Source organism: Ornithinicoccus hortensis (assembly GCF_006716185.1).
Lineage (GTDB): Bacteria > Actinomycetota > Actinomycetes > Actinomycetales > Dermatophilaceae > Ornithinicoccus > Ornithinicoccus hortensis.
In genome coordinates this window covers 3,063,423-3,082,047 of sequence record NZ_VFOP01000001.1, presented here as the reverse complement: position 1 = coordinate 3,082,047, position 18,625 = coordinate 3,063,423, and the positions used below count along the sequence as shown (strand labels likewise).

18 protein-coding genes, 1 tRNA gene and 1 pseudogene are annotated in these 18,625 nt (G+C 72.4%); 11 read left to right on the top strand and 9 right to left on the bottom strand.

What is annotated here, in order from left to right; genetic code table 11:
• Positions 1 to 2: 2 nt before the first annotated feature.
• Positions 3 to 1,484: an alpha/beta hydrolase gene (locus tag FB467_RS14365; RefSeq protein WP_141785707.1), complete on the bottom strand. Its 1,482-nt coding sequence runs from the start codon at positions 1,482 to 1,484 to the stop codon at positions 3 to 5.
• Between the two features lie 99 nt (positions 1,485 to 1,583).
• Between FB467_RS14365 and FB467_RS14360 the strand changes: the two genes are divergently transcribed.
• From FB467_RS14360 to FB467_RS14330, 7 genes are all read left to right on the top strand, one after another.
• A complete protein-coding gene (locus FB467_RS14360; protein WP_141785706.1) occupies positions 1,584 to 1,958 on the top strand; it encodes a cupin domain-containing protein in 375 nt (124 codons plus the stop codon).
• A gap of 78 nt (positions 1,959 to 2,036) precedes the next feature.
• On the top strand, positions 2,037 to 3,587 hold the full coding sequence (locus FB467_RS14355; RefSeq protein ID WP_194288306.1) for an ABC transporter substrate-binding protein: 1,551 nt from the start codon (positions 2,037 to 2,039) through the stop codon (positions 3,585 to 3,587).
• Positions 3,588 to 3,590: 3 nt separating this feature from the next.
• Positions 3,591 to 4,577 (top strand): ABC transporter permease, encoded by a 987-nt coding sequence (locus tag FB467_RS14350; RefSeq protein WP_141785705.1) that lies wholly within the window; start codon positions 3,591 to 3,593, stop codon positions 4,575 to 4,577.
• A complete protein-coding gene (locus FB467_RS14345; protein WP_141785704.1) occupies positions 4,574 to 5,410 on the top strand; it encodes an ABC transporter permease in 837 nt (278 codons plus the stop codon). Before FB467_RS14350 ends, FB467_RS14345 begins: the two co-directional genes overlap by 4 nt.
• Positions 5,407 to 7,122, top strand: coding sequence for a dipeptide ABC transporter ATP-binding protein (locus tag FB467_RS14340; RefSeq protein WP_141785703.1), 1,716 nt, complete (start codon positions 5,407 to 5,409; stop codon positions 7,120 to 7,122). The genes FB467_RS14345 and FB467_RS14340 overlap by 4 nt, the downstream gene beginning before the upstream one ends.
• Positions 7,119 to 9,116 carry a CocE/NonD family hydrolase gene (locus FB467_RS14335; RefSeq protein WP_228393122.1) on the top strand — a complete coding sequence of 666 codons (1,998 nt, stop codon included), beginning with the start codon at positions 7,119 to 7,121 and terminating at the stop codon, positions 9,114 to 9,116. Before FB467_RS14340 ends, FB467_RS14335 begins: the two co-directional genes overlap by 4 nt.
• Positions 9,113 to 9,712 (top strand): TetR/AcrR family transcriptional regulator, encoded by a 600-nt coding sequence (locus FB467_RS14330; protein WP_141785702.1) that lies wholly within the window; start codon positions 9,113 to 9,115, stop codon positions 9,710 to 9,712. Before FB467_RS14335 ends, FB467_RS14330 begins: the two co-directional genes overlap by 4 nt.
• Positions 9,713 to 9,722: 10 nt before the next feature.
• Here the strand turns inward: FB467_RS14330 and FB467_RS14325 are convergent, their stop codons facing one another.
• Both FB467_RS14325 and FB467_RS19375 read right to left on the bottom strand, forming a co-directional pair.
• The gene (locus tag FB467_RS14325) at positions 9,723 to 11,498 is read right to left on the bottom strand and encodes an ABC transporter ATP-binding protein (RefSeq protein WP_141785701.1); all 1,776 of its coding nucleotides are present in this window, start codon (positions 11,496 to 11,498) and stop codon (positions 9,723 to 9,725) included.
• A complete protein-coding gene (locus FB467_RS19375) occupies positions 11,491 to 11,967 on the bottom strand; it encodes an ATP-binding cassette domain-containing protein (protein ID WP_280525445.1) in 477 nt (158 codons plus the stop codon). Before FB467_RS19375 ends, FB467_RS14325 begins: the two co-directional genes overlap by 8 nt.
• Here FB467_RS19375 and FB467_RS19095 point away from each other — a divergent pair.
• A complete protein-coding gene (locus FB467_RS19095) occupies positions 11,900 to 12,592 on the top strand; it encodes an AraC family transcriptional regulator (protein WP_228393410.1) in 693 nt (230 codons plus the stop codon). The genes FB467_RS19375 and FB467_RS19095 overlap by 68 nt on opposite strands.
• Before the next feature lie 3 nt (positions 12,593 to 12,595).
• Here the strand turns inward: FB467_RS19095 and FB467_RS19090 are convergent, their stop codons facing one another.
• A complete protein-coding gene (locus FB467_RS19090; RefSeq protein WP_228393411.1) occupies positions 12,596 to 13,474 on the bottom strand; it encodes a L,D-transpeptidase family protein in 879 nt (292 codons plus the stop codon).
• Between the two features lie 253 nt (positions 13,475 to 13,727).
• Here FB467_RS19090 and FB467_RS14300 point away from each other — a divergent pair, with 253 nt between their 5' ends.
• Positions 13,728 to 14,327 (top strand): YceI family protein, encoded by a 600-nt coding sequence (locus tag FB467_RS14300; protein WP_141785696.1) that lies wholly within the window; start codon positions 13,728 to 13,730, stop codon positions 14,325 to 14,327.
• A gap of 100 nt (positions 14,328 to 14,427) precedes the next feature.
• Here FB467_RS14300 and orn read toward each other — a convergent pair whose 3' ends face one another.
• Entirely contained in the window at positions 14,428 to 15,012 is a 585-nt protein-coding gene (gene orn, locus FB467_RS14295) for an oligoribonuclease (RefSeq protein ID WP_244932779.1), read from the bottom strand.
• 100 nt (positions 15,013 to 15,112) lie between these two features.
• Here orn and FB467_RS14290 point away from each other — a divergent pair, with 100 nt between their 5' ends.
• Positions 15,113 to 16,426, top strand: a complete 1,314-nt coding sequence (locus tag FB467_RS14290; protein WP_228393413.1) for a PrsW family intramembrane metalloprotease — start codon at positions 15,113 to 15,115, stop codon at positions 16,424 to 16,426.
• A gap of 10 nt (positions 16,427 to 16,436) precedes the next feature.
• Here the strand turns inward: FB467_RS14290 and tyrA are convergent, their stop codons facing one another.
• Entirely contained in the window at positions 16,437 to 17,564 is a 1,128-nt protein-coding gene (gene tyrA / locus FB467_RS14285; protein WP_141785693.1) for a bifunctional chorismate mutase/prephenate dehydrogenase, read from the bottom strand.
• Between the two features lie 63 nt (positions 17,565 to 17,627).
• Here tyrA and FB467_RS14280 point away from each other — a divergent pair.
• Positions 17,628 to 17,700: transfer RNA gene (locus FB467_RS14280), tRNA-Arg, on the top strand.
• Positions 17,701 to 17,729: 29 nt separating this feature from the next.
• On the opposite strand, the gene FB467_RS14275 is transcribed toward FB467_RS14280, so the two are convergent.
• From FB467_RS14275 to FB467_RS19365, 3 genes and pseudogenes are all read right to left on the bottom strand, one after another.
• Complete coding sequence (locus FB467_RS14275; protein ID WP_342354733.1) at positions 17,730 to 18,137, bottom strand: VOC family protein; 408 nt, start codon at positions 18,135 to 18,137, stop codon at positions 17,730 to 17,732.
• Positions 18,114 to 18,296, bottom strand: a pseudogene (locus tag FB467_RS19370) (VOC family protein); the annotation flags it as partial. The gene FB467_RS14275 and the pseudogene FB467_RS19370, both read right to left, overlap by 24 nt.
• A 21-nt stretch (positions 18,297 to 18,317) precedes the next feature.
• Complete coding sequence (locus tag FB467_RS19365; protein ID WP_267128626.1) at positions 18,318 to 18,443, bottom strand: hypothetical protein; 126 nt, start codon at positions 18,441 to 18,443, stop codon at positions 18,318 to 18,320.
• Between the last annotated feature and the right edge of the window lie 182 nt (positions 18,444 to 18,625).

Genomic DNA, 18,625 nt, shown 5'->3' with positions numbered 1-18,625 from the left:
GTTCAGAGGTCGACCTGTGCCGCGATGCCCTTCCTCGCCCAGAGGCCGGGGTCGTGGGTGGCCCCGTGCCGCCAGAACCCGCCGGGGATGACGAGCGTGCGCACCTTGGGGTCGGTGGCCATGCGCTGGTGGGCGGCCGCCAGCCAGAGCACCAGGTCGAAGTCGAGCCGGATGTCGACCACCCGGTCCACGTGGGCGATGGCGGCGATGTGGTGCTGGTTCACCGGCGCGCTCAGCAGCACCAGCTCGCGCACCTTCGCCCCGCGGTTGATGGCCCGCGCCGCCACCTCCCCGCCGTAACTGTGCGCGAAGACCGTCCCCAGCCCGGTCGGCGATGCCCCCTGGGTCCACCGCAGGAACCGGTCGCCGGCGGTCTCCCGCTGGCGCAGGCTGTAGGCCCCCGACCACGAGTACTCCATGCCCCCGTCGTAGAGCCGGGGCCGGTGGGGGTGCTTGATGTATGCGTGGAAGTCGCCCGATGGGTACCACCAGTCACCCTTCCAGGCGAACGTCCCGTGGATCATCGTCGCCAGGTCGGCGCCGATCCCCGGCGGTCGGGGCGCCGGACCGGAGCCGCCCGAGCCGCCCGCTCCGCCTGGTCCCGAAGGGTCGCCCGGGCCGCCCGGGCCGCGCCGCACGGTGTCGGTGCCGTCTCCCGTGGGGCCGACGGGGTCACCCGGAGCGTCCGTGACAGCCGTCGCGGCCCGCAGGTTGGCGCTGTGCGCGAGCTCGCGCGTGACGACGTCCGGGGAGCGCAGGCCCAGCCAGATCCTTCGCAGGGCCAGCCAGTCCAGCTCGGTGAGCAGGTATGCGGGGGTGTCCTCCTCCAGGGCGGCGCCCAGGAGCGTGTTCGACGCCTCGCGCCATCGCGGACCGTCCCACGGGACGGTGGTCGGCGGGAGGGGCCCGGCGTCCATCTCCTCCAGGAAGCCGTCTCCCATGGGGCTCAGCGGGTTGGCCCACGGCAGGACGGCGTCCCAGTCGCGCCAGCGGCTGAAGAGGCGCAGGTCCCACGGCGCGCGGCGGTCCTCGTCCCAGCCGGTGGATTCCCGGACCACGCCGTGCAGGGCCACCGCGGCGGTCACCGACTCGCGCTCCAGCTCGCTGCACGTCCCCGCGGCCAAGAGCATGAGCCGCGCCCGCCACTGACCGCCCTCGGCCAGCTCGGCCCAGGCGGCCTCCCGCGCCCCGCCCTGCTGCCAGGTGTCGCGGTACTCCAGGAGGAAGGAGCTCTCCATGCTGAGTGTGTCGTCGGAGGACTGGAGCCCCTGGTAGACGGGCTCGACGAGCCGGCCGAGGCCCAACCGGTCGAGCATGTCGGCCTCGGCCACCGGTCCGATCGCCCCACCCAGCACGCCGGGCACGGGGGTGGTGAGCGCTCCCAGGACCGCGAACCGGGCGGCGTTGGTCCCCTCCGTCTCGGCCGAGGGCCCGATCGGCGCGGAGGCCTCGATCGCGAACTCCTCCGGGTCGCCGTCGGCCATCTCCATCCCTCCTGTGGTGGGGAGTTCAGCCTAGTCGGCAGGGGCCGACCCGGCCCACGGCATACTGCTGGGACGGACCGAGGAACAGGAGTGGGCGCGATGCGGATCCAACGGCGCGGGGAAGTCTCCTACGACTGGCAGCTCTACGGCGGTGCCGGGCGGCTGGCGGTGGAGTCCTACTTCCGGGACCAGACCACGTTGCCGGCCAACGTGATGCTCTACCACCTGCCGCCGGGCAGCTCCGAGGGGGAGCACATCCACCTGGAGGGCGAGGAGGACAGCTGCACCCCCTACAGCTCCGACGAGTTGTATGTCGTGGTGTCGGGTCGGGTGGTGGTGACCGCCGACGGTGAACGGGCCGAGCTGGGGCCCGGTGACGCCGCCTACACCCCCGCGGGGAGCCGGCACGGGGTCGCCAACGAGACCGACGAGCCGGCCGAACTGGTGATCGTCTTCGGCCCGCCCAAGGGGTGATCCGCGGGCGGGTGCCCTTTCATCCGGCGCCCGGACCACGTATCGTGCGGCTGAACGATTAGTTCGGAGGAGATCCCTGTGGTGCCCACGATCGACCGTCGACAGTTCCTGGGCGGACTCCTCGGCGGGGCGACGGCACTGGGGCTCGCGGCCTGTGGGGCACCGGCGCTGACGCTGCCGGAACGGGCCGCCACCGGGACCGCGCGGGCCGGCGCGACGATGCGGATCGCCCGTCCCGCGGCGAGCGCGGCGGAGACCCTGGACCCGGCCAGCTCGCTGTCGGCCTACGAATACCTAGGCGCCCTCTACAACCGCGTGGTCAAGCTGGACCGCGAGGGGGAGACCGTGCCGGACCTGGCCACCGAGTGGTCCTCGAACGCCGACGCCACCACCTGGGACTTCGCGCTCCGACCCGGGGTGCGCTTCCACGACGGGCGCGAGCTCACCGCCCGGGACGTGCGCTACACCTTCCAGCACATCCTGGACCCGGAGACGGCCTCGCCGCAGGCCGGTCCGCTGGAGCTGGTGGAGGAGATCGAGGCGGTCGACACCACGACCGTCCGGTTCCGGCTGGGCACGCCCAACGCGGAGTTCCCCTCGCTGCTGACCGCCTACCAGTGCTACGTGATCCCGGAGGACTCGGCCGGGGAGATCGGGCGGACCGGCATCGGGACGGGCCCGTTCGTGCTGGAGAGCTACACCCCCGCGGGGGCCGGGGTGGTGCGGGCCAACGAGGACTACTTCGACGGTCGCGCGACGCTGGACCGGATCGAGTTCTACTCCATCCAGGACACCTCCGCGCGGGTCAACGCGCTGCTCGCCCGGCAGGTCGACCTGCTGTCGCAGACCAACCTGGACAACCCGACCGCCCGGGTCGTGGCGAACTCCCCGGGCACCACGGTGGCCCGGGTCGAGAACGCGCAGTGGTACACGATCCCGATGCTCTACACCAGCGAGGAGTTCGCCGACCCGGTCATGCGGCAGGCGATGAAGCTGGCCTACGACCCCAGGGCGGTGCTGTCCACCGCGCTGCAGGGGACCGGGACGCCCGGGTGGGACAACCCGGTGCCGCCGCAGCTGAAGGCCTGGCTCGACGAGGAGCGCGAGCACGACCCGGAGAAGGCCAAAGCCCTGCTCAAGAGCATCGGCCGGGAGGACTTCTCCACGCGGATCTACACCTCGGCATACGAGCCGAACTTCACCGCAATCGCGACCGCCTTCGCCAGCCAGGTCAAGGAGGCGGGCATCCGCCTGCAGATCACCAACACGGCCGCGGACTCCTACTACACCCAGATCTGGATGGCCGAGCCGCTGATGGTCAGCTACTGGTTCACCGGGCGACCGATCGACCAGCTGCTCAACCAGATCTTCCGCAGCGGCTCCTCCTACAACGAGTCCGCCTGGTCCAACGAGGAGTTCGACAAGCTGCTGGACGCCGCCCGGGCGGACACCAACGACGACAGCCGGCTGCAGAAGTACCAGGACGCGCAGCGGCTCATCATCGAGGACTCGGCCGACCTGACCCCGGTCTTCGGCGACCGGCTGGTCGGCCTGTCCGAGGAGGTCGTCAACTACGACGAGTACGGCTTCGAGTTCGACTACCTGGCCCTCGGCCTGAAGGAGGGCTGATCCGTGGCGCGACTCATCGCCAGCCGTCTGGCGACCGGGCTGATCACCCTCTTCCTGGCCGCCTTCTTCGTCTTCTTCGCCGTCCAGGCGCTGCCCGGGGACGTCGCCGAGCAGCTGCTGGGGCAGAACGCCACGCCGGAGGCGGTGGAGACGCTGCGGCAGCAGCTGGGGCTGGACAGCAACGTCTGGGCCCGCTTCGTGGAGTGGCTCGGCAACGCCGTGACCGGGGACTTCGGTGAGTCGCTGGTCTCCGGCGAGTCGGTGTCCGCGACCATCTGGACCGCGTTCAGCCACACCCTGCTCATCGCCATCCCCGCGATGGTCGTGGGGGTCGCCCTGTCGCTGCTGCTCGGCGTGTGGGCCGCCGCCCGCCGCGGCACCCGCACCGACTCGACCGTCTCGGTGCTGGCCCTGGTCGCGATGAGCATCCCCGAGTTCGTGGTCGCCACCATCCTGGTGCTGCTGCTGGCCATCCTGGTGCCGGTCTTCCCGGCCGTCGTGCTCGCCGGCCCGGACGCCACCTTCGCCGAGCTGGTGCCGGCGGCCGTCCTGCCGGCGGTCACCCTGGTGATCTCGATGGCCGCCTACATCATCCGGGCGATGCGGTCCTCCACCATCGACGGGCTCACCACCGAGTACGCCACCACCGCGGCGCTCAAGGGCGTGCCCCGGCGCTCCGTCCTCTGGCGGCACGTGGCGCCGACCGCGCTGCTGCCCGTGCTGCCGGTCATCTCGATCAACGTGGCCTGGCTGCTCGGCGGCGTGGTCGTCGTCGAGTCGGTCTTCAACTACCCGGGGCTGGGCAAACTGATGATCGACTCCGTGTCGACCCGGGACCTGCCGGTGCTCCAGGCGATCGCGGTGCTCAGCGCCCTGGTCTACGTCGCGGCCAACCTGGTCGCCGACCTGCTGGCGCTCGCCGTCGACCCGCGGCAGCGCACCATGCACCAGCCGCGGGCGCGGCGCCGGGTGAAGGAGGCCACCCGATGATCCGGCTGAGGGACCTGAGCATCGGCACCCGGATCGGGCTGGTCCTGGTGGGCCTGACGATCCTGGTCGCGGTCATCGCGCCGTGGATCTCGCCCTACGACCCGATCAGCACCGACTCCGACAACGCGCTGATCGGGGCCAGTCCCAGCCACTGGCTGGGCACCGACCAGTACGGGCGCGACGTGCTCTCCCGCACCCTCGAGGGCGGCCGGTTCGCCCTCCTGGTCTCGCTGCTCGCGACCACCGTCGCGGTCGTGGTCGGCACGCTGATCGGCACCGTCTCGGCCTACTACGGGCGCTGGGTCGACGCCGGGATCACCCGGGTGCTGGACGCCGTGCTGGCGGTGCCCGCCGTGCTCGCGCTGCTGCTGATCGTCTCGGTCTTCGGCAACTCCCTCTGGGTGCTGGTGCTGGCGATCTCGGTGGTCTACGTCCCGGCCGTGGCCCGGGTGGTGCGCGGCGCCACCTTCCCGGTGCTGTCCGCCGGCTACGTGACCGCCGCGCGGGCCCGTGGGGAGGGCTCGCTGGCGATCATCCGCCGGGAGGTGCTGCCCAACATCCTGGACACCGTGCTGGTCGAGTTCGCGATGCGCGCCTCGTGGGTGGTGCTCCTGGTGTCCACGCTGTCCTTCCTCGGTTTCGGGGTGAACCCGCCGACCCCCGACTGGGGGCTGATGATCCAGGAGAACCGGACCGCCCTGACGGTGGCACCGGCCGGCACGCTCGCCCCGATCGTCACGCTGTCGGTGCTCGTGGTCGGCCTCAACCTGGCCGCGGACGGGCTGGGCAAGTACCTCGGCGTGGACCGGGCCCGACGGGGGGTGCTCCAGTGAGCAGCGCGACCGTGGCCACCGTCGAGGGCCTCACCGTCTCCTACCGGGCCGGCTCCGGCCGGGTGACCGTGGTGGAGGACGTCGACCTCACCCTCCGGGCCGGGCGCACCCTCGGCCTGGTCGGGGAGTCCGGCAGCGGCAAGTCCACCGTCGCCCGCACCCTGCTCGGGCACCTGCGGGACGGCTCCCGGATCGACGCGGGCCGGGTCACCGTGCTCGGCGACGACGTCTTCGCCCTCTCCGGGCACGACCTGCGCCAGCTGCGCGGCGCCACCGTGTCGGTGGTCGCCCAGAACGCCGGGCAGGCGCTGACCCCCTCGCTGCGGATCGGCGCCCAGATCCGGGAGGCGCTGCAGGTCCACGGCCTCCCGGACGGCGAGGACCGGGTCGTCGAGCTGCTCCGGCTGGTCCGCCTGCCGTCCCCGGAGACGATCGGCCGGCGCTACCCGCACGAGCTGTCCGGCGGTCAGCAGCAGCGCGTGGCCATCGCGATGGCGGTCGCGACCGAGCCGCAGGTGCTCGTCCTGGACGAGCCCACCACGGCGCTCGACGTGATCACCCAGGCGGCCGTGCTGGCCCTGGTCAACGACCTGCGCGAGGAGCTCGGCATGGCCGTGCTCATCGTCAGCCACGACCTGGGGGTGGTGTCCGCGGTGGCCGACGACGTGCTGGTGCTGCGCGAGGGCCGGGAGATCGAGAGCGGCCCGACGATGCAGGTGCTGGGGTCCCCGCAGGAGGACTACACCCGGGAGCTGATCGAGGCGGCACCCCGGATCGAGGGGACGGACGCACCGGCCGTGCGGGACGCGGACGAGGACACCGTGCTGCGCTGCGCGGACCTGGACATCCGCTACCCCGGCGCGCCCCGGCTCGCGGTCAGCGACTTCGCCCTGGAGCTGCGCCGAGGCGAGACGGTCGCGATCGTCGGTGAGTCCGGCAGCGGCAAGTCCACCGTGGCCACCGCCCTGGCCGGCCTTGCCCCGGTCGAGCGCGGGGAGGCCGGGCTCCGCTCCCGGGACGGGCAGTGGCACGACCTGCTGGCACCGGTCGCCAAGCGACCCGTCGCGGTGCGCCGGTCGGTGCAGATGATCTTCCAGAACGCCGACCTGGCCCTGAACCCGCGACGCAGCATCGCCGACGCGGTCGCCCGGCCGCTGGTGGTCTTCGGCCGGGCCTCCGGACGGCGCGAGGTCCGGGAGACCGTGCTCCGACTGCTGGGGGAGGTCGGGCTCGGGCCCGAGTTCGCCGACCGGGTGCCGGCCCAACTGTCCGGCGGGCAGCGCCAGCGGGTCGGGATCGCCCGGGCACTGGCCGCCGAGCCGACGCTGCTCATCGCCGACGAGATCACCACCGCCCTGGACGTCTCGGTGCAGGCCGACGTGCTGGAGCTGCTCGCCGAGCTGCGGGACCGACACGCCCTGTCCTGCCTGTTCATCAGCCACGACCTGGCCGTCGTGCGCGGGGTGGCCGACCGGATCGTGGTGATGAAGGACGGGCGCGTCGCGGAGACCGCCCCGACCGCGGCCCTGTTCGACAGCCCGCGCCACCCCTACACCCGGTCGTTGCTCGAGGCGGTCGTGGAGCCGGGCAGCACCCACCTGCCCGAGAGCGATGCCGATGCCAAGGTGCTGACCCTCGACCCGTCGGCCACCCTGGTCGACGCCGGCGGTGGGCACCTGGTCCGCAACGACGAGGGAGCAGACCTGCCGTGACCGACCTGGTGGACCTGGACCCGTCCGCGATCGAGGTGCGGGACTTCTGGATCCCGATGGCCGACGGGGTCCGGCTGCGGGCCCGGGCCTGGCTGCCGGCGACGGCCGACCGGGAGCCCGTGCCGGTCCTGCTGGAGTACCTGCCCTACCGGCTGGACGACTGGACCTCGGTGCGGGACAGCGAACGACACCCCTGGTATGCCGCGCACGGCTACGCCTCGGTGCGGGTCGACATACGGGGCAGCGGCAGCTCCGAGGGGATCTTCGAGGACGAGTACTCCGTCGCCGAGCTGGACGACGGAGTCGCCGTCGTGCAGTGGCTGGCCGCGCAACCCTGGTCGACCGGCGCGGTGGGCATGTTCGGCATCTCCTGGGGCGGGTTCAACTCGCTGCAGATCGCCGAGCGGGCCCCCGAGGCGCTGAAGGCGATCGTCACGGTCTGCTCGACCGACGACCGCTACGACAACGACGTACACTACATCGGCGGCGCCGTGCTCGCCGTCGACATGGCGGCCTGGGCCGGGACCATGCTGGCCTTCGCCTCGCGGCCCCCGCGCCCCGAGGTCGTCGGGCAGGGGTGGGTCGAGCAGTGGCGCGAGCGCTTGCAGGCCCAGCGTCCGCTGGCGTCGGTGTGGCTCGGGCACGAGGAGCGGGACGACTACTGGCGGCGCGGGAGCGTCAACGAGAACTACGGGAACATCCGGGCCGCGGTGCTCACCGTCGGAGGCTGGGCCGACCCCTACCGCGACGCCGTGCTGCGGCTGGTGGCGAACCTGGACGCCCCGGTCAAGGGGATCATCGGCCCGTGGTCGCACCAGTACCCCGACCGCGGACTCGCGCCGGGCCCGAGCATCGACTTCCTGGGCGAGACGCTGCGCTGGTGGGACCGGTGGCTGAAGGGGGAGGAGACCGGGGTGGAGGACGACCCCGACCTGCGCGCCTGGGTCAACGACCCCGTCGCGCCGCAGACCTACGTCGCCGAGCAGCCGGGTCGGTGGGTCGGGGTGGACTGGCCGGGGGAAGCCCCCGTCGAACACCTCCCGCTCGGCACCGGCCGGGTGCTGGTCCGCTCGCCGTGGGCCACCGGCCAGGACGCCGGACGCTACTTCCCGTTCGGCAACGCGGCCGACCTGCCGCCGGACCAGCGGGCGGAGGACGGCCGGTCGGTATGCCTGGACCACCCGGTCGGTGACGCGCCGGTCGAGCTGCTCGGGCGTGCGGTGGTCCGGCTGCGGCTGGCCTCCACCCACGACCGCGGCCATGTCGTCGTCCGGCTCTGCGACGTCGCGCCCGACGGCTCCTCGACCTTGGTGACCAGGGGGGTGCTCAACCTGCTCAAGCGCGAGGGGATGGACCGCGTCGTGCCCCTGCCGGTGGGCGAGGACGTCGACGTGGAGTTCCCGCTGGTGGCCGCCGGCTACCGGTTCGAGACCGGCCACCGGATCCGCGTTGCGGTGAGCAACCACTACTGGCCCTGGGTGTGGCCGCACCCGGTCGAGGACACCCTCGACCTGGACCTCGGGGCGAGCTCGGTGACCCTGCCGCTGGTCGCGCCGGACGCGGTGCCGGTGGAGTTCGGCCCGGGCCGACACGTCCGCCCCATCCCGATCGGCGTGCCGGACGGTGCGCCGGAGCCCGTGGCGCCGCGGGTCGTCCGGCACGACGTGGCCCGCGGCGAGACCGTCCTGGAGGTGGACCCGGGCTACGGCGGCACCCGGCGCTACCCGGATGGGTTGCAGTTCCTGGAGTCGACCCGCGAGATCTACACGGTGCGCGAGGGCGACCCGACCTCGCCCCGGACGGAGTCGCACTGGCAGCTCCGCCTGGCCAACGACGGCTGGGCCGCGACGGTGGAGACCCGCTCCCTGATCGGGTGCACCGAGGACGCCTTCGTCCTGGAGAACCACGTCCACGCCACCGCCGAGGTCGACGGCCGGTCCGAGACCGTCTTCGAGCACACCTTCCACGACCGGATCCCCAGGACCTCCGGGTGACCCAGCGGCGGCTGCCCCCGGCGCAGCGGCGCGAGCAGATCACCCGGGCGGCGCGCTCCCTGATCGTGCACCGGGGACTGGCCGCCATCTCGCTGCGGGACATCGCGGCGGCCGCGGGCGTCTCGATGGGCACCGTCACCTACCACTTCACCGGGATCGACGAGATCCTGGGCGCCGTCGTCGTCGCGGAGTCCGAGCGGTTCTACGCCGAGGTCGTGCAGGCCGCCGAGGCCGAACCCGACGTCCGGGTGGCCCTGGACACCCTCATCGACCCGATGTTCGCCGACTCCCCGGACGCCGAGGCGCACTGGCGGATCTGGTCCGACTACTGGTCAGCCGTGGTGCGCCGGCCCGGGATGACCGAGCCGTATGCCGAGCGCGTCCGGTTCTGGGAGGCCTGCTGCACCCGGGTCATCGCCCGCGGCGTCGAGGCCGGGACGGTGCGGCCGGTCGACCCCGCCGAGGCCGCGCTGAAGCTGTCCGCCTACGCGGACGGGCTGGGTGCCCAGCTGGCGCAGGAGGCTCCCGGGCTGACCCCGGCGATCGCCCGGGCCTGGATGGCCGAGTTCGTTCAGGCCCTGCTGTTCGACCGGTGAGCCGGTCGCGTCACCCCACCCGGTCGGCCGACCAGGCGCGCCACAGCCCCGCGTAGCGCCCGCCGGAGGCCACGAGTTCCCCGTGGGTGCCGGACTCCACGACCCGCCCGTCCTCCAGCACCAGGACCTCGTCGGCCGCGCGGGCCTGGGACAGCCGGTGCGCGACCAGCAGGGCGGCGCGCCCCTCGAGGGCGGCGGCCGCCGCCTCCTCCAGGCGGTGCGCGTCCGCGGTGTCCGCCTCCGCCGTCGCCTCGTCCAGCACGGCCAGCGGCGGGTCGGCGAGTACGAGGCGGGCCAGCGCCAGGTGTTGCGCCTGCGCCGGGCCCAGGGGGTGGCCGCCCGCGCCCACGCGGGTGTCCAGTCCCTCGGGCAGCCCCGCGACGAGCCCGTCCGCCCCGACGGCGCGCAGTGCCGCGAAGACCTCCTCCTCCGTGGCGTCCGGGGCCGCCAGGGTGAGGTTGTCCCGCAGCGTCGCGGCGAAGACGTGGACCTCGTGGGTGACGGTCACGATCCGCTCCGGGGGCACCGCCGAGTCCAGGCTCCCGGAGTCCGGGCGGTGCACGCCCGCGACGACCGAGGCCAGGGTGCTCTTGCCGCTGCCGGTCGCCCCGACCACGGCGACCTGCCGCCCGGGGGAGAGGTCGAGGCTCACCCCCTGCAGCACCGGCCGGTGCGGGAGGTAGGCGTAGTGGACGTCGCGCAGCCGCAGGAGCGGGCCGTGGTCCCTCCCGGTCGCCGGGGCGGGGCCAGCTGGCGGGGTGACGCCGGGCTCTGGGGCAGCGGGCATACTGCCGGTGAGCCGGATCACCCCGACGACCCGGCCCAGGGCCGCCAGGGCGGCCTGCAGGTCGTGGGTCACCAGCAGCAGCGCCTCGATCGGGGCGACGATGCGCAGGAACAGCAGGGCGGCGGCGGTGGCGCTGCCGACCGACCCGCTGCCCCGGGCGGCCAGCAGCACCCCGATGAGCAGGACGATGGCCAGGCCGATCAGCTCGATGACGTTGAGGCGGCCGAACAACCGGTTCTGCACGATCCGGGTGCGCATCGCCCAGCGCACGACCTGCCAGGTGGACCCACGGACCAGGCGCAGCTGCCGGGCCGCGAGCCGGTGGGCGGTGACGGTCGGCAGGTTCTCCAGGGTGCCCAGGATGTGCCGGCTGCGCTCGGACCCGGCGGCGCGCTCCGCGGCGTAGACGGTCGGGGCGGTGCGCACGTACCACCGCAGCGTCCATGCGTAGAGCGGCACCACCACCAGGAAGCCCGCGACGTAGCGCAGGTCGAGGGAGCCCAGGCCGGCACCGACCAGCAGGATCGTGAAGGCGGACACGGCCAGCCGGGGCAGCACGTCAGGGAGCACCTCCGACAGGCGGGAGATGTCGTCGGAGGCCCGGGTCACCACGTCTCCCGATCCGGCCTGCTCGAAGCGGGCCCGGGGCAGACCGAGCGCCGCGGTGACGTGTGCCTCGCGCAACTCGGCGATGACCGTCTCGGCCAGGCGGGCCAGGGTCAGGGGGCCGAGCCAGGCCAGCACCCCGGAGGCGACGGCCGCGCCCACCAGCAGCGCGACCTGCCACCAGAAGGTGGTGGGGACCCCGGAGCCGTCGGCGGCGATGACGCCGTCCACGACCGAGCCGATGGCCAGCGGCACCACGAGCGTGGTGGCCGCCTCCAGGCAGAACAGGGCGAGCACGCCCAGCAGCCGGATCCGGCGGCCGCGCAGCATGGTCCAGACGGTCGCGGCGCCCTGCCGACCGGTGGCGACCGGGAGCAGCGCCGGCTCACTCATGGCTGCCCACCGTCGCGGCCCCGGCAGTGACCACCCGGTCCGCCACCGTCCGGAAGGCGGGGGAGCCGGTCACGACCAGCGTCGTCCGTCCCTCCCGGACCCGGCGCACGGAGGCGGCCACCAGCTGTTCGGTCACCGCGTCCACCGATGTGGTGGGCTCGAGCAGCACCAGGATCTCGGGCTCGGCGGCGAGGGCCCGGGCGAGCGCGATGCGCTGTCGCTGGCCGCCGGAGAGCCCGGTGCCGCCCTCCCCGACGGGGGTGTCGTAGCCCTGGGCCAGTTCCTCGACACGTTTCGTGCCCGACGCGACAGGTTGCGGGTGAGTGGCGCAGAAGGGTGGACCGATGGTCGGGCAAGGTGCTCGCTGCCGGGCCGACAGAACGGGCGGCGGCGTCCCCTCCGTGCTGCTGCCCCGGCGGATCCACGAGGGCGAGCACCTGGCCCTCTGGCAGGTGCGGGGCTCCTCCACGGTGCGTTGCGACGACGTCGCCGTGGCGCTGTCCCGGGACGACGTGCTCTGGGTGCCGGCCGGGACCTGGCACCCGCTGCAGGTGGGGGAGGACTCGGTGATCTTCCCGCTGTTCTTTCCCGCGGCGACCACGCGCACGCTGCTCTCCGCCGTAACCCTGGCCAGGATCACGGCGGAGGACCGGCACGACCTGCTGACCCTGTTCCAGTCCCAGCACACGATCATCTGCCCGAGGGTCGACCTGGAGGGGCGCGTCGTCCGGCTGCTGGAGGCGCGGGCCGGTGAGCCGGCCGCCCTGCCGGTGCCGTCCGGGGGCGTGGCGGGGACCGTCGCCGCGGCGATCCTGGCGGACCCGGCCGACCAGGGGACGTTGCTGGAGTGGGCGGCGCGGGTGCACAGCAGCACCCGCACCCTGGAGCGGGCGTTCAAGGCCGAGACCGGGCTCACCTTCCGCCAGTGGCGGGCCGCGGTCCGGATGCGGGCCGCCTCCCGGCACCTGCTCGCCGGTGCGCCGGTCTCGGAGGTCACCGCCAGCGTGGGCTACGACAGTGCGGCGAGCTTCGCCCGCGCCTTCCGGGCCTGGTCCGGGGTCAGCCCGCGGGAGTATGCCGCGCGCGCGGCCTGACCGTCAGCGGACGACGACCCGGCTGCCCATCGCCAGGAGCCCGGTCGCCCAGACCATGTCCATCGCCGCCACCGAGATCCGGCAGCAGCCGTGGGAGGCGGGGAAGGGTGGGATCGAGTTCGAGCCGTGCACCGCATAGTTGCCGGAGTAGAACATCGGCCGGTAGAGCTCGCCCAGTTCGCCGTCGCGCCACCCGGAGCCGTCGGTGTACCAGACGGCGAAGTCGCCGGTCGGTGTGACGGCGGTGTAGTTGCGGCCCTCGAAGGTGTAGGGCTCGCCATTGCCGGTCGAGGTGTTGAAGACCATGGTGGTGGCGCCGCCGCGGACCACGAGCAGGAGCTGGCTGTCCAGGTGGACCTCGAAGAGGTCGCCGCCGTTCGCCGCGGCAGGCACGAAGCCGGAGGCGACGGCCGCCAGCGTCTTCGGCCCGGCGACGCCGTCGCGGTAGAGGCCATTGGCCTTCTGGACCGCGAAGACGGCCTGCTCGGTCAGGTGGCCGAAACCTCCGTCCGGCTTGCCGCACCAGTAGCCCGCGTCGCCGAGTTGCTGCTGGAGAGAGAGCACCCCGTCGCCGGAGTCGCCGACCCGGAACATGGTCGGCTCGGGCTCCTCCTCGGGCGGCTGCTCGTCCTCGGGAGGTGCTGCGTCCTCCGGCGGCTCCTCGGGCTCGGGCTCCTGTGCGGGAGGCTCCTCCGGTGGCGCGGCGTCCTCCGGCGGCTCCTCCGGCTCCGGCGGCGGCACGGCATACCGGTCGGGGTCGACGGCGAGTCCACCCACGGTGGCGCTCACGGCCAGGCCGAGTCCGCCGCGCAGCAGGTCGCGCCGGCGCAGGGAGAGCCCCCGCAGGGTGCCCGAGATCGCGCGGTCCGTCCGGATCGCCATGCCTGTCCGCCCTCCTGCTGTGGTCCAGTCCTCACACACGAGACGTGTCGAGGATGCCGCAGTGTTGCTCCGGCGTGCGGCGACACACCGGATCGTGACCGCCCTGCAACCTCGGCCGGGTGTGACAAAGGCCACACATCCTTGGGAATCATTAATGTTTCAACTATGTTGTCACCAGTGAACACCGCAGCAGTGCGGTGCCACCCACGAACACGACCGAACGACCCGAACCCGCAACCGAAAGGCACCCACCATGGGCATCTTCTCCAAGAACAAGGCCAACACCGCCGTCATCGACGAGCCGGTCTCCAGCGCCACCGACGACATCGCCGGTGACTACACCCTCGACGTCACCCACACCCGGCTGGGCTTCGTGGCCCGCCACGCGATGGTGACCAAGGTGCGCGGCCAGTTCCAGGAGTTCGAGGGCACCGCGCACATCGACACCACCGACGTGAGCAAGTCCTGGGCCAAGGTCACCATCCAGACCGGCAGCGTCTTCACCGCGCAGGCCCAGCGCGACGAGCACCTGCGCAACAGCGACTTCTTCGAGGTGGACACCTACCCGACGATCACCTTCGTCTCCACCGACGTGGCCCGGGGCGAGGACGGCGAGTACGTCATCACCGGTGACCTGACGATCAAGGACGTCACCAAGTCGGTCACCATCCCGTTCGAGCCGACCGGCTCGGCCACCGACCCGTTCGGCAACCTGCGCGTGGGCTTCGAGGGCTCCCTCGTGGTCAACCGCAAGGACTGGGGCCTGGACTGGAACGCCGCCCTGGAGACCGGCGGCGTGCTGGTGTCCGAGAAGGTCACCCTGGAGTTCGACATCTCCGCCATCCGCGGCTGACCACCTACGCCGGACGGCCCTCGTCACCCCACCGGGGTGTCGGGGGTCGTCGTGCGTCCGGGGACCGGTGGGGGAGCGTCGGCGGGTGCCGGGTATGCCGTCAGTCGGCTGCGGGGTCGGCCGGGGGCGGCACGATCTCCCGGGCCAGCTCCTTCAGCGAGGCGCTGTCCGGCCCGGGGAGGTCCTTGAACACCGCCCGGCGGTAGTAGCGCAGCTCGTTGATGCTGTCCTGGATGTCCCCGAGCGCCCGGTGCCCGCCGGTCTTGGTCGGGGCGGCGAAATAGGCCCGGGGGAACCAGCGGCGGGACAGCTCCTTGATCGAGGAGACGTCGATGATCCGGTAGTGCAGGTGTGCCTCGAGTTCGGGCATGTCCCGGGCCAGGAACGCCCGGTCGGTCGCCACCGTGTTGCCGCCCAACGGCGCCTTGCCGGCCTCGGGTGCCCACTCCCGCACGTAAGCCAGCACCTGCTCCTGCGCGTCCTGCAGCGTCGTGCCGTCGGCGAGCACGTCGAGCAGGCCGCTGTCGGTGTGCATCTGGCGCACGAAGTCGCCCATCTGGGCCAGCGCCGCGTCCGAGGGGCGGATCACCAGGTCGACCCCGTCGCCGAGCACGTTGAGCTCGAAGTCGGTGACGAGCGTGGCGACCTCGATCAACGCGTCGTTGGCCAGGTCCAGCCCGGTCATCTCGCAGTCGATCCAGATGATCCGGTCGGTCAGGGCTCGGGGGCTGGCGGCATCGGTCACGCGCTCCACCCTATGTCGCCCGCCAGGTAGATTTCTGCCTATGTCCCTTCCCGACCAGCAGTCCCCGCCTGTCTTCCACCCGGAGGTCCAGGCACCGACCCAGGCGTCCCGCGGGGTCTGGCTGCGGCGCCTGCTGCTGACCGGGATCAGCGCGACCGTCTTCCTGTTGTGCGCCCTGCTGCTCGTCGTGGTGATCACCGAGAACACCGGTGTGCGGGGTGCGGTGCTCGGGGCGCTCAGCGCCTCGATCGCCATCGGGATCGTCGTCCCGGTCTTCCTGTGGGTGGACCGGATGGAGTCCGAGCCCGCGCGGTTGATGTGGTTCGCCTTCCTCTGGGGGGCGCTGGTCTCCACCCTCGGGGCCGTCGTGCTCAACGAGCTCGGCGTGGCCTTCTTCGGTGGTCTCCAGGTCGACCCTGCGATCGCCGGACCGGTCTTCGTCGCGCCCCTGGTCGAGGAGACGCTCAAGGGGCTGGGGGTGCTGCTGATCTTCCTGTTCGCCCGCCGCGAGTTCAACGGGATCGTCGACGGCATCGTCTACGCGGGCATCGTGGGGGCCGGCTTCGCATTCGTGGAGAACATCCTCTACCTGGGCACCAACTACCAGGAGTTCGGCACCGAGGGCCTGGTCGGGGTGTTCATCGTGCGCTGCCTGGTCAGCCCGTTCATCCACCCGATGTTCACCGTCTGCTTCGGGTTGGCGCTGGGGATCATCGCCTACCGGCGCCGGCTGTCCTCGGCCTTCATCCCGGCGCTGGGCTTCGTGGTGGCGGTCTTCCTGCACGCGCTGTGGAACTTCGCCGCCGTCAGCTCGGACGTGCGCGGCTTCCTCACCGTCTACGTGCTGGTCCAGATGCCGCTGTTCATCGCCTTCCTGGCGATCCTGTTCTGGGCCCGCCGCCGGGAGACCCGGCTGATGCGCGAACAGCTCACCGGCTACGGGATCAACGGCTGGTTCACGCCGGCGGAGGTAGCCATGCTCACCTCCGCCCGGGAGCGTCGCCGGGCCCGTGCCTGGGCCCGTGGGGCGGGCGGCCGGGAGGCGGCCCGGGCGATGGAGGCCTTCCAGGACAACGCCACCGAGCTCGCGGTGGCCCGCAAGCACCTGGAGCGTGGTGACTCCCCGACGATCTGGGCCCCCCGGGAGCAGGAGCTGCTGCGGGTCGTCCAGCAGGGGCGCGCCGCGTTCGCCCCGCAGCAGCCGCCGCAGGGGATGGCAGGGCAGGGGATGCCGGGCCCGGGTATGCCGCCGCCGCAGGGTATGCCGCAGCCTCCGGCCGGTCCGCCCGGGTCCGTCGGCACGGGTCCGCACGGTATGCCGCAGGGACCGGGACGGGACCCCTACCGGCGCTGAGCCGGTGCGCTCAGCGGGTGGTGTCCGCGTGCGCCAGCAGTGAGGTGCTCTCGGTGAGGAAACGGTCGGCATACGGCCCGAACCACTCGCCGATCTCGCGGAAGGCGCGGATGAATCCCGCGCGGTCCTGTTGCTCGACCAGTGCCAGGGCCTGGCCGAAGCGCTGGTGGTAGCGCTCGATCAGCGCGACGTTGTCGGCGGAGGCCATGATGATGTCGGCATACAGCTCGGGGTCCTGGGCGAACAGCCGGCCGACCATGATCAGCTCGAGCCGGTAGATGGGGGAGGAGAGCGCGAGCAGTTCGTCCAGCGGCCGGTCCTCGCTGGCCAGGTGCAGGCCGTAGGCGAAGGTCGAGAAGTGCCGCAGCGCCTGGATCAGGCCCATCGCGTGGTCGTGGTCATGTGCCTCGACCTCGTGGACCCGGGCGCCCCAGAGGCGCATCTGGTCCAGCAGCCACTCGCTGGCGTCGGGGTCCCGTCCGGGGACGTAGGCGACGACCTGCTTGGCGAAGCTGTCCACGCCGGGCCCGAACATCGGGTGCAGGCCCAGGACGGGTCCCTGGTGGGCCGCGAGCATCGCCTCGAGTGGGGCGACCTTGGTGGACGTGAGGTCGACGAGGAGGCAGTACGGGGGGAGTGCGGGCAACCGGCCTATCACCTCCACGGTCTGCTGGATCGGCACGCTGACCAGGACCATGCCGGCGCCGTCGAGCACCTCGTCGGCGCGGTCCCAGTCCTCCTTCTCCAGCGTCCGCACCTGGTAGCCGGACAGGGTGAGCATCCGGCCGAACAGGGCGCCCATCTGGCCCGCGCCGCCGACGATGACGACCGGCCCCAGGTCGGGGGCCTGCTGGGTGAAGCCCATGTTCTTCTCGTGCGTGTAGGACTCGCGCATGCACCGGCGCAGCACGTCCTCGATGAAGTCGGGCGACAGGCCGCGACCCTGGGCCTCCTCGCGGCGGCGCGCGATCATCGCCCGCTCCCGGTCCGGTGCATAGATCGGCAGGCCGTAACGGCCCTTGACCTCGCCGACCTGGCTCACCAGCTCCAGCCGCCGGGTCAGCGCGTCGAGGATCTGGCTGTCCACCTCATCGATCTGCTCCCGCAGTGCGGCCAGGGGGGCATCGGGTGCGTCCATGCCGGAATCGTAGTCACGCCTAGAATGGCGCCCGACCGGCGGTCGAGGGTTTCGTCCGGTCAGGCCCCCGTAGCTCAATGGATAGAGCAACGGCCTTCTAATCCGTAGGTTGCAGGTTCGAGTCCTGCCGGGGGCGCGCGGGGGCGAGCGGGGACGCGAGGGGTGTCAGACCGCCTGCGCGGTCACCCAGAACTCGTTGCCGTCCAGGTCGGCCATCTCCACCGCTCCGTCCGGACCCGTCGACAGGCGGACAGCCCCGAGCCCGACCAGGCGGTCCACTTCGGAGGCCAGGTCGTCCTGCCCGTCCGCGGTCAGCGCGAAACGCTGCCGGTTGGGCACGGTCTTGGCGGCCACGGGCGGCCCGCCCCAGGCCACCTTGGTCCCACCCAACGGGGACTGGACGGCGGTCTCCTCGTCCCGGTCCCACGCCAGGGGCCAGTGCAGCGCCTCGCTCCAGAAGAACCCGAGGTCGCGGGTCCCGTAGCAGGCGAGTTCGCCGAACGTCCCGCACCCGTCCAGGAAGGCGTTGTAGGGCTCGATCACGCAGAACGCGCCGCCGCCGGGGTCGGCCAGGACGATGTGCCCCTCCTCGGGACGCTGCCCCACGTCGAGGTGGGTGGCGCCCAGGCTGAGCGCCTGTTCGACCCGGTCCTGCTGGTCCTGGTGGCTGGAGCTGGTGACGTGCAGGTGCCAGCGGTCGGCGTCTACCGGGGGCGCTGGATCGGGGACCCAGCGTAGGGAGAGTTGGCCGTCCTACCCCGGAACGTCGAACCCGGTCGGGCCGGGCAGGAGGGGCCGGTCCAGCAGGTCGGCCCAGAACTGGGCGACGGGAGCGGGGTCGGGCACGCCGATGCAGGCGGCTGCAAGGTGGAGGGCCACGCGTCGAGGTAGTCCTGGGTCGCAGCCGCCTCCAGCGGTTTTCCGGGCGGCGGTGGCTGCCGAGTGCTTGGGTGCCTGGCTCCCGAAACATTTCGTACATATTTTCGTCGAACGTATTGACGAGGTGGGAGTGGTGGGTTTAGATTAGGACAAAGGTTCGGTTCGTGGCCGTTGGGGAAGGG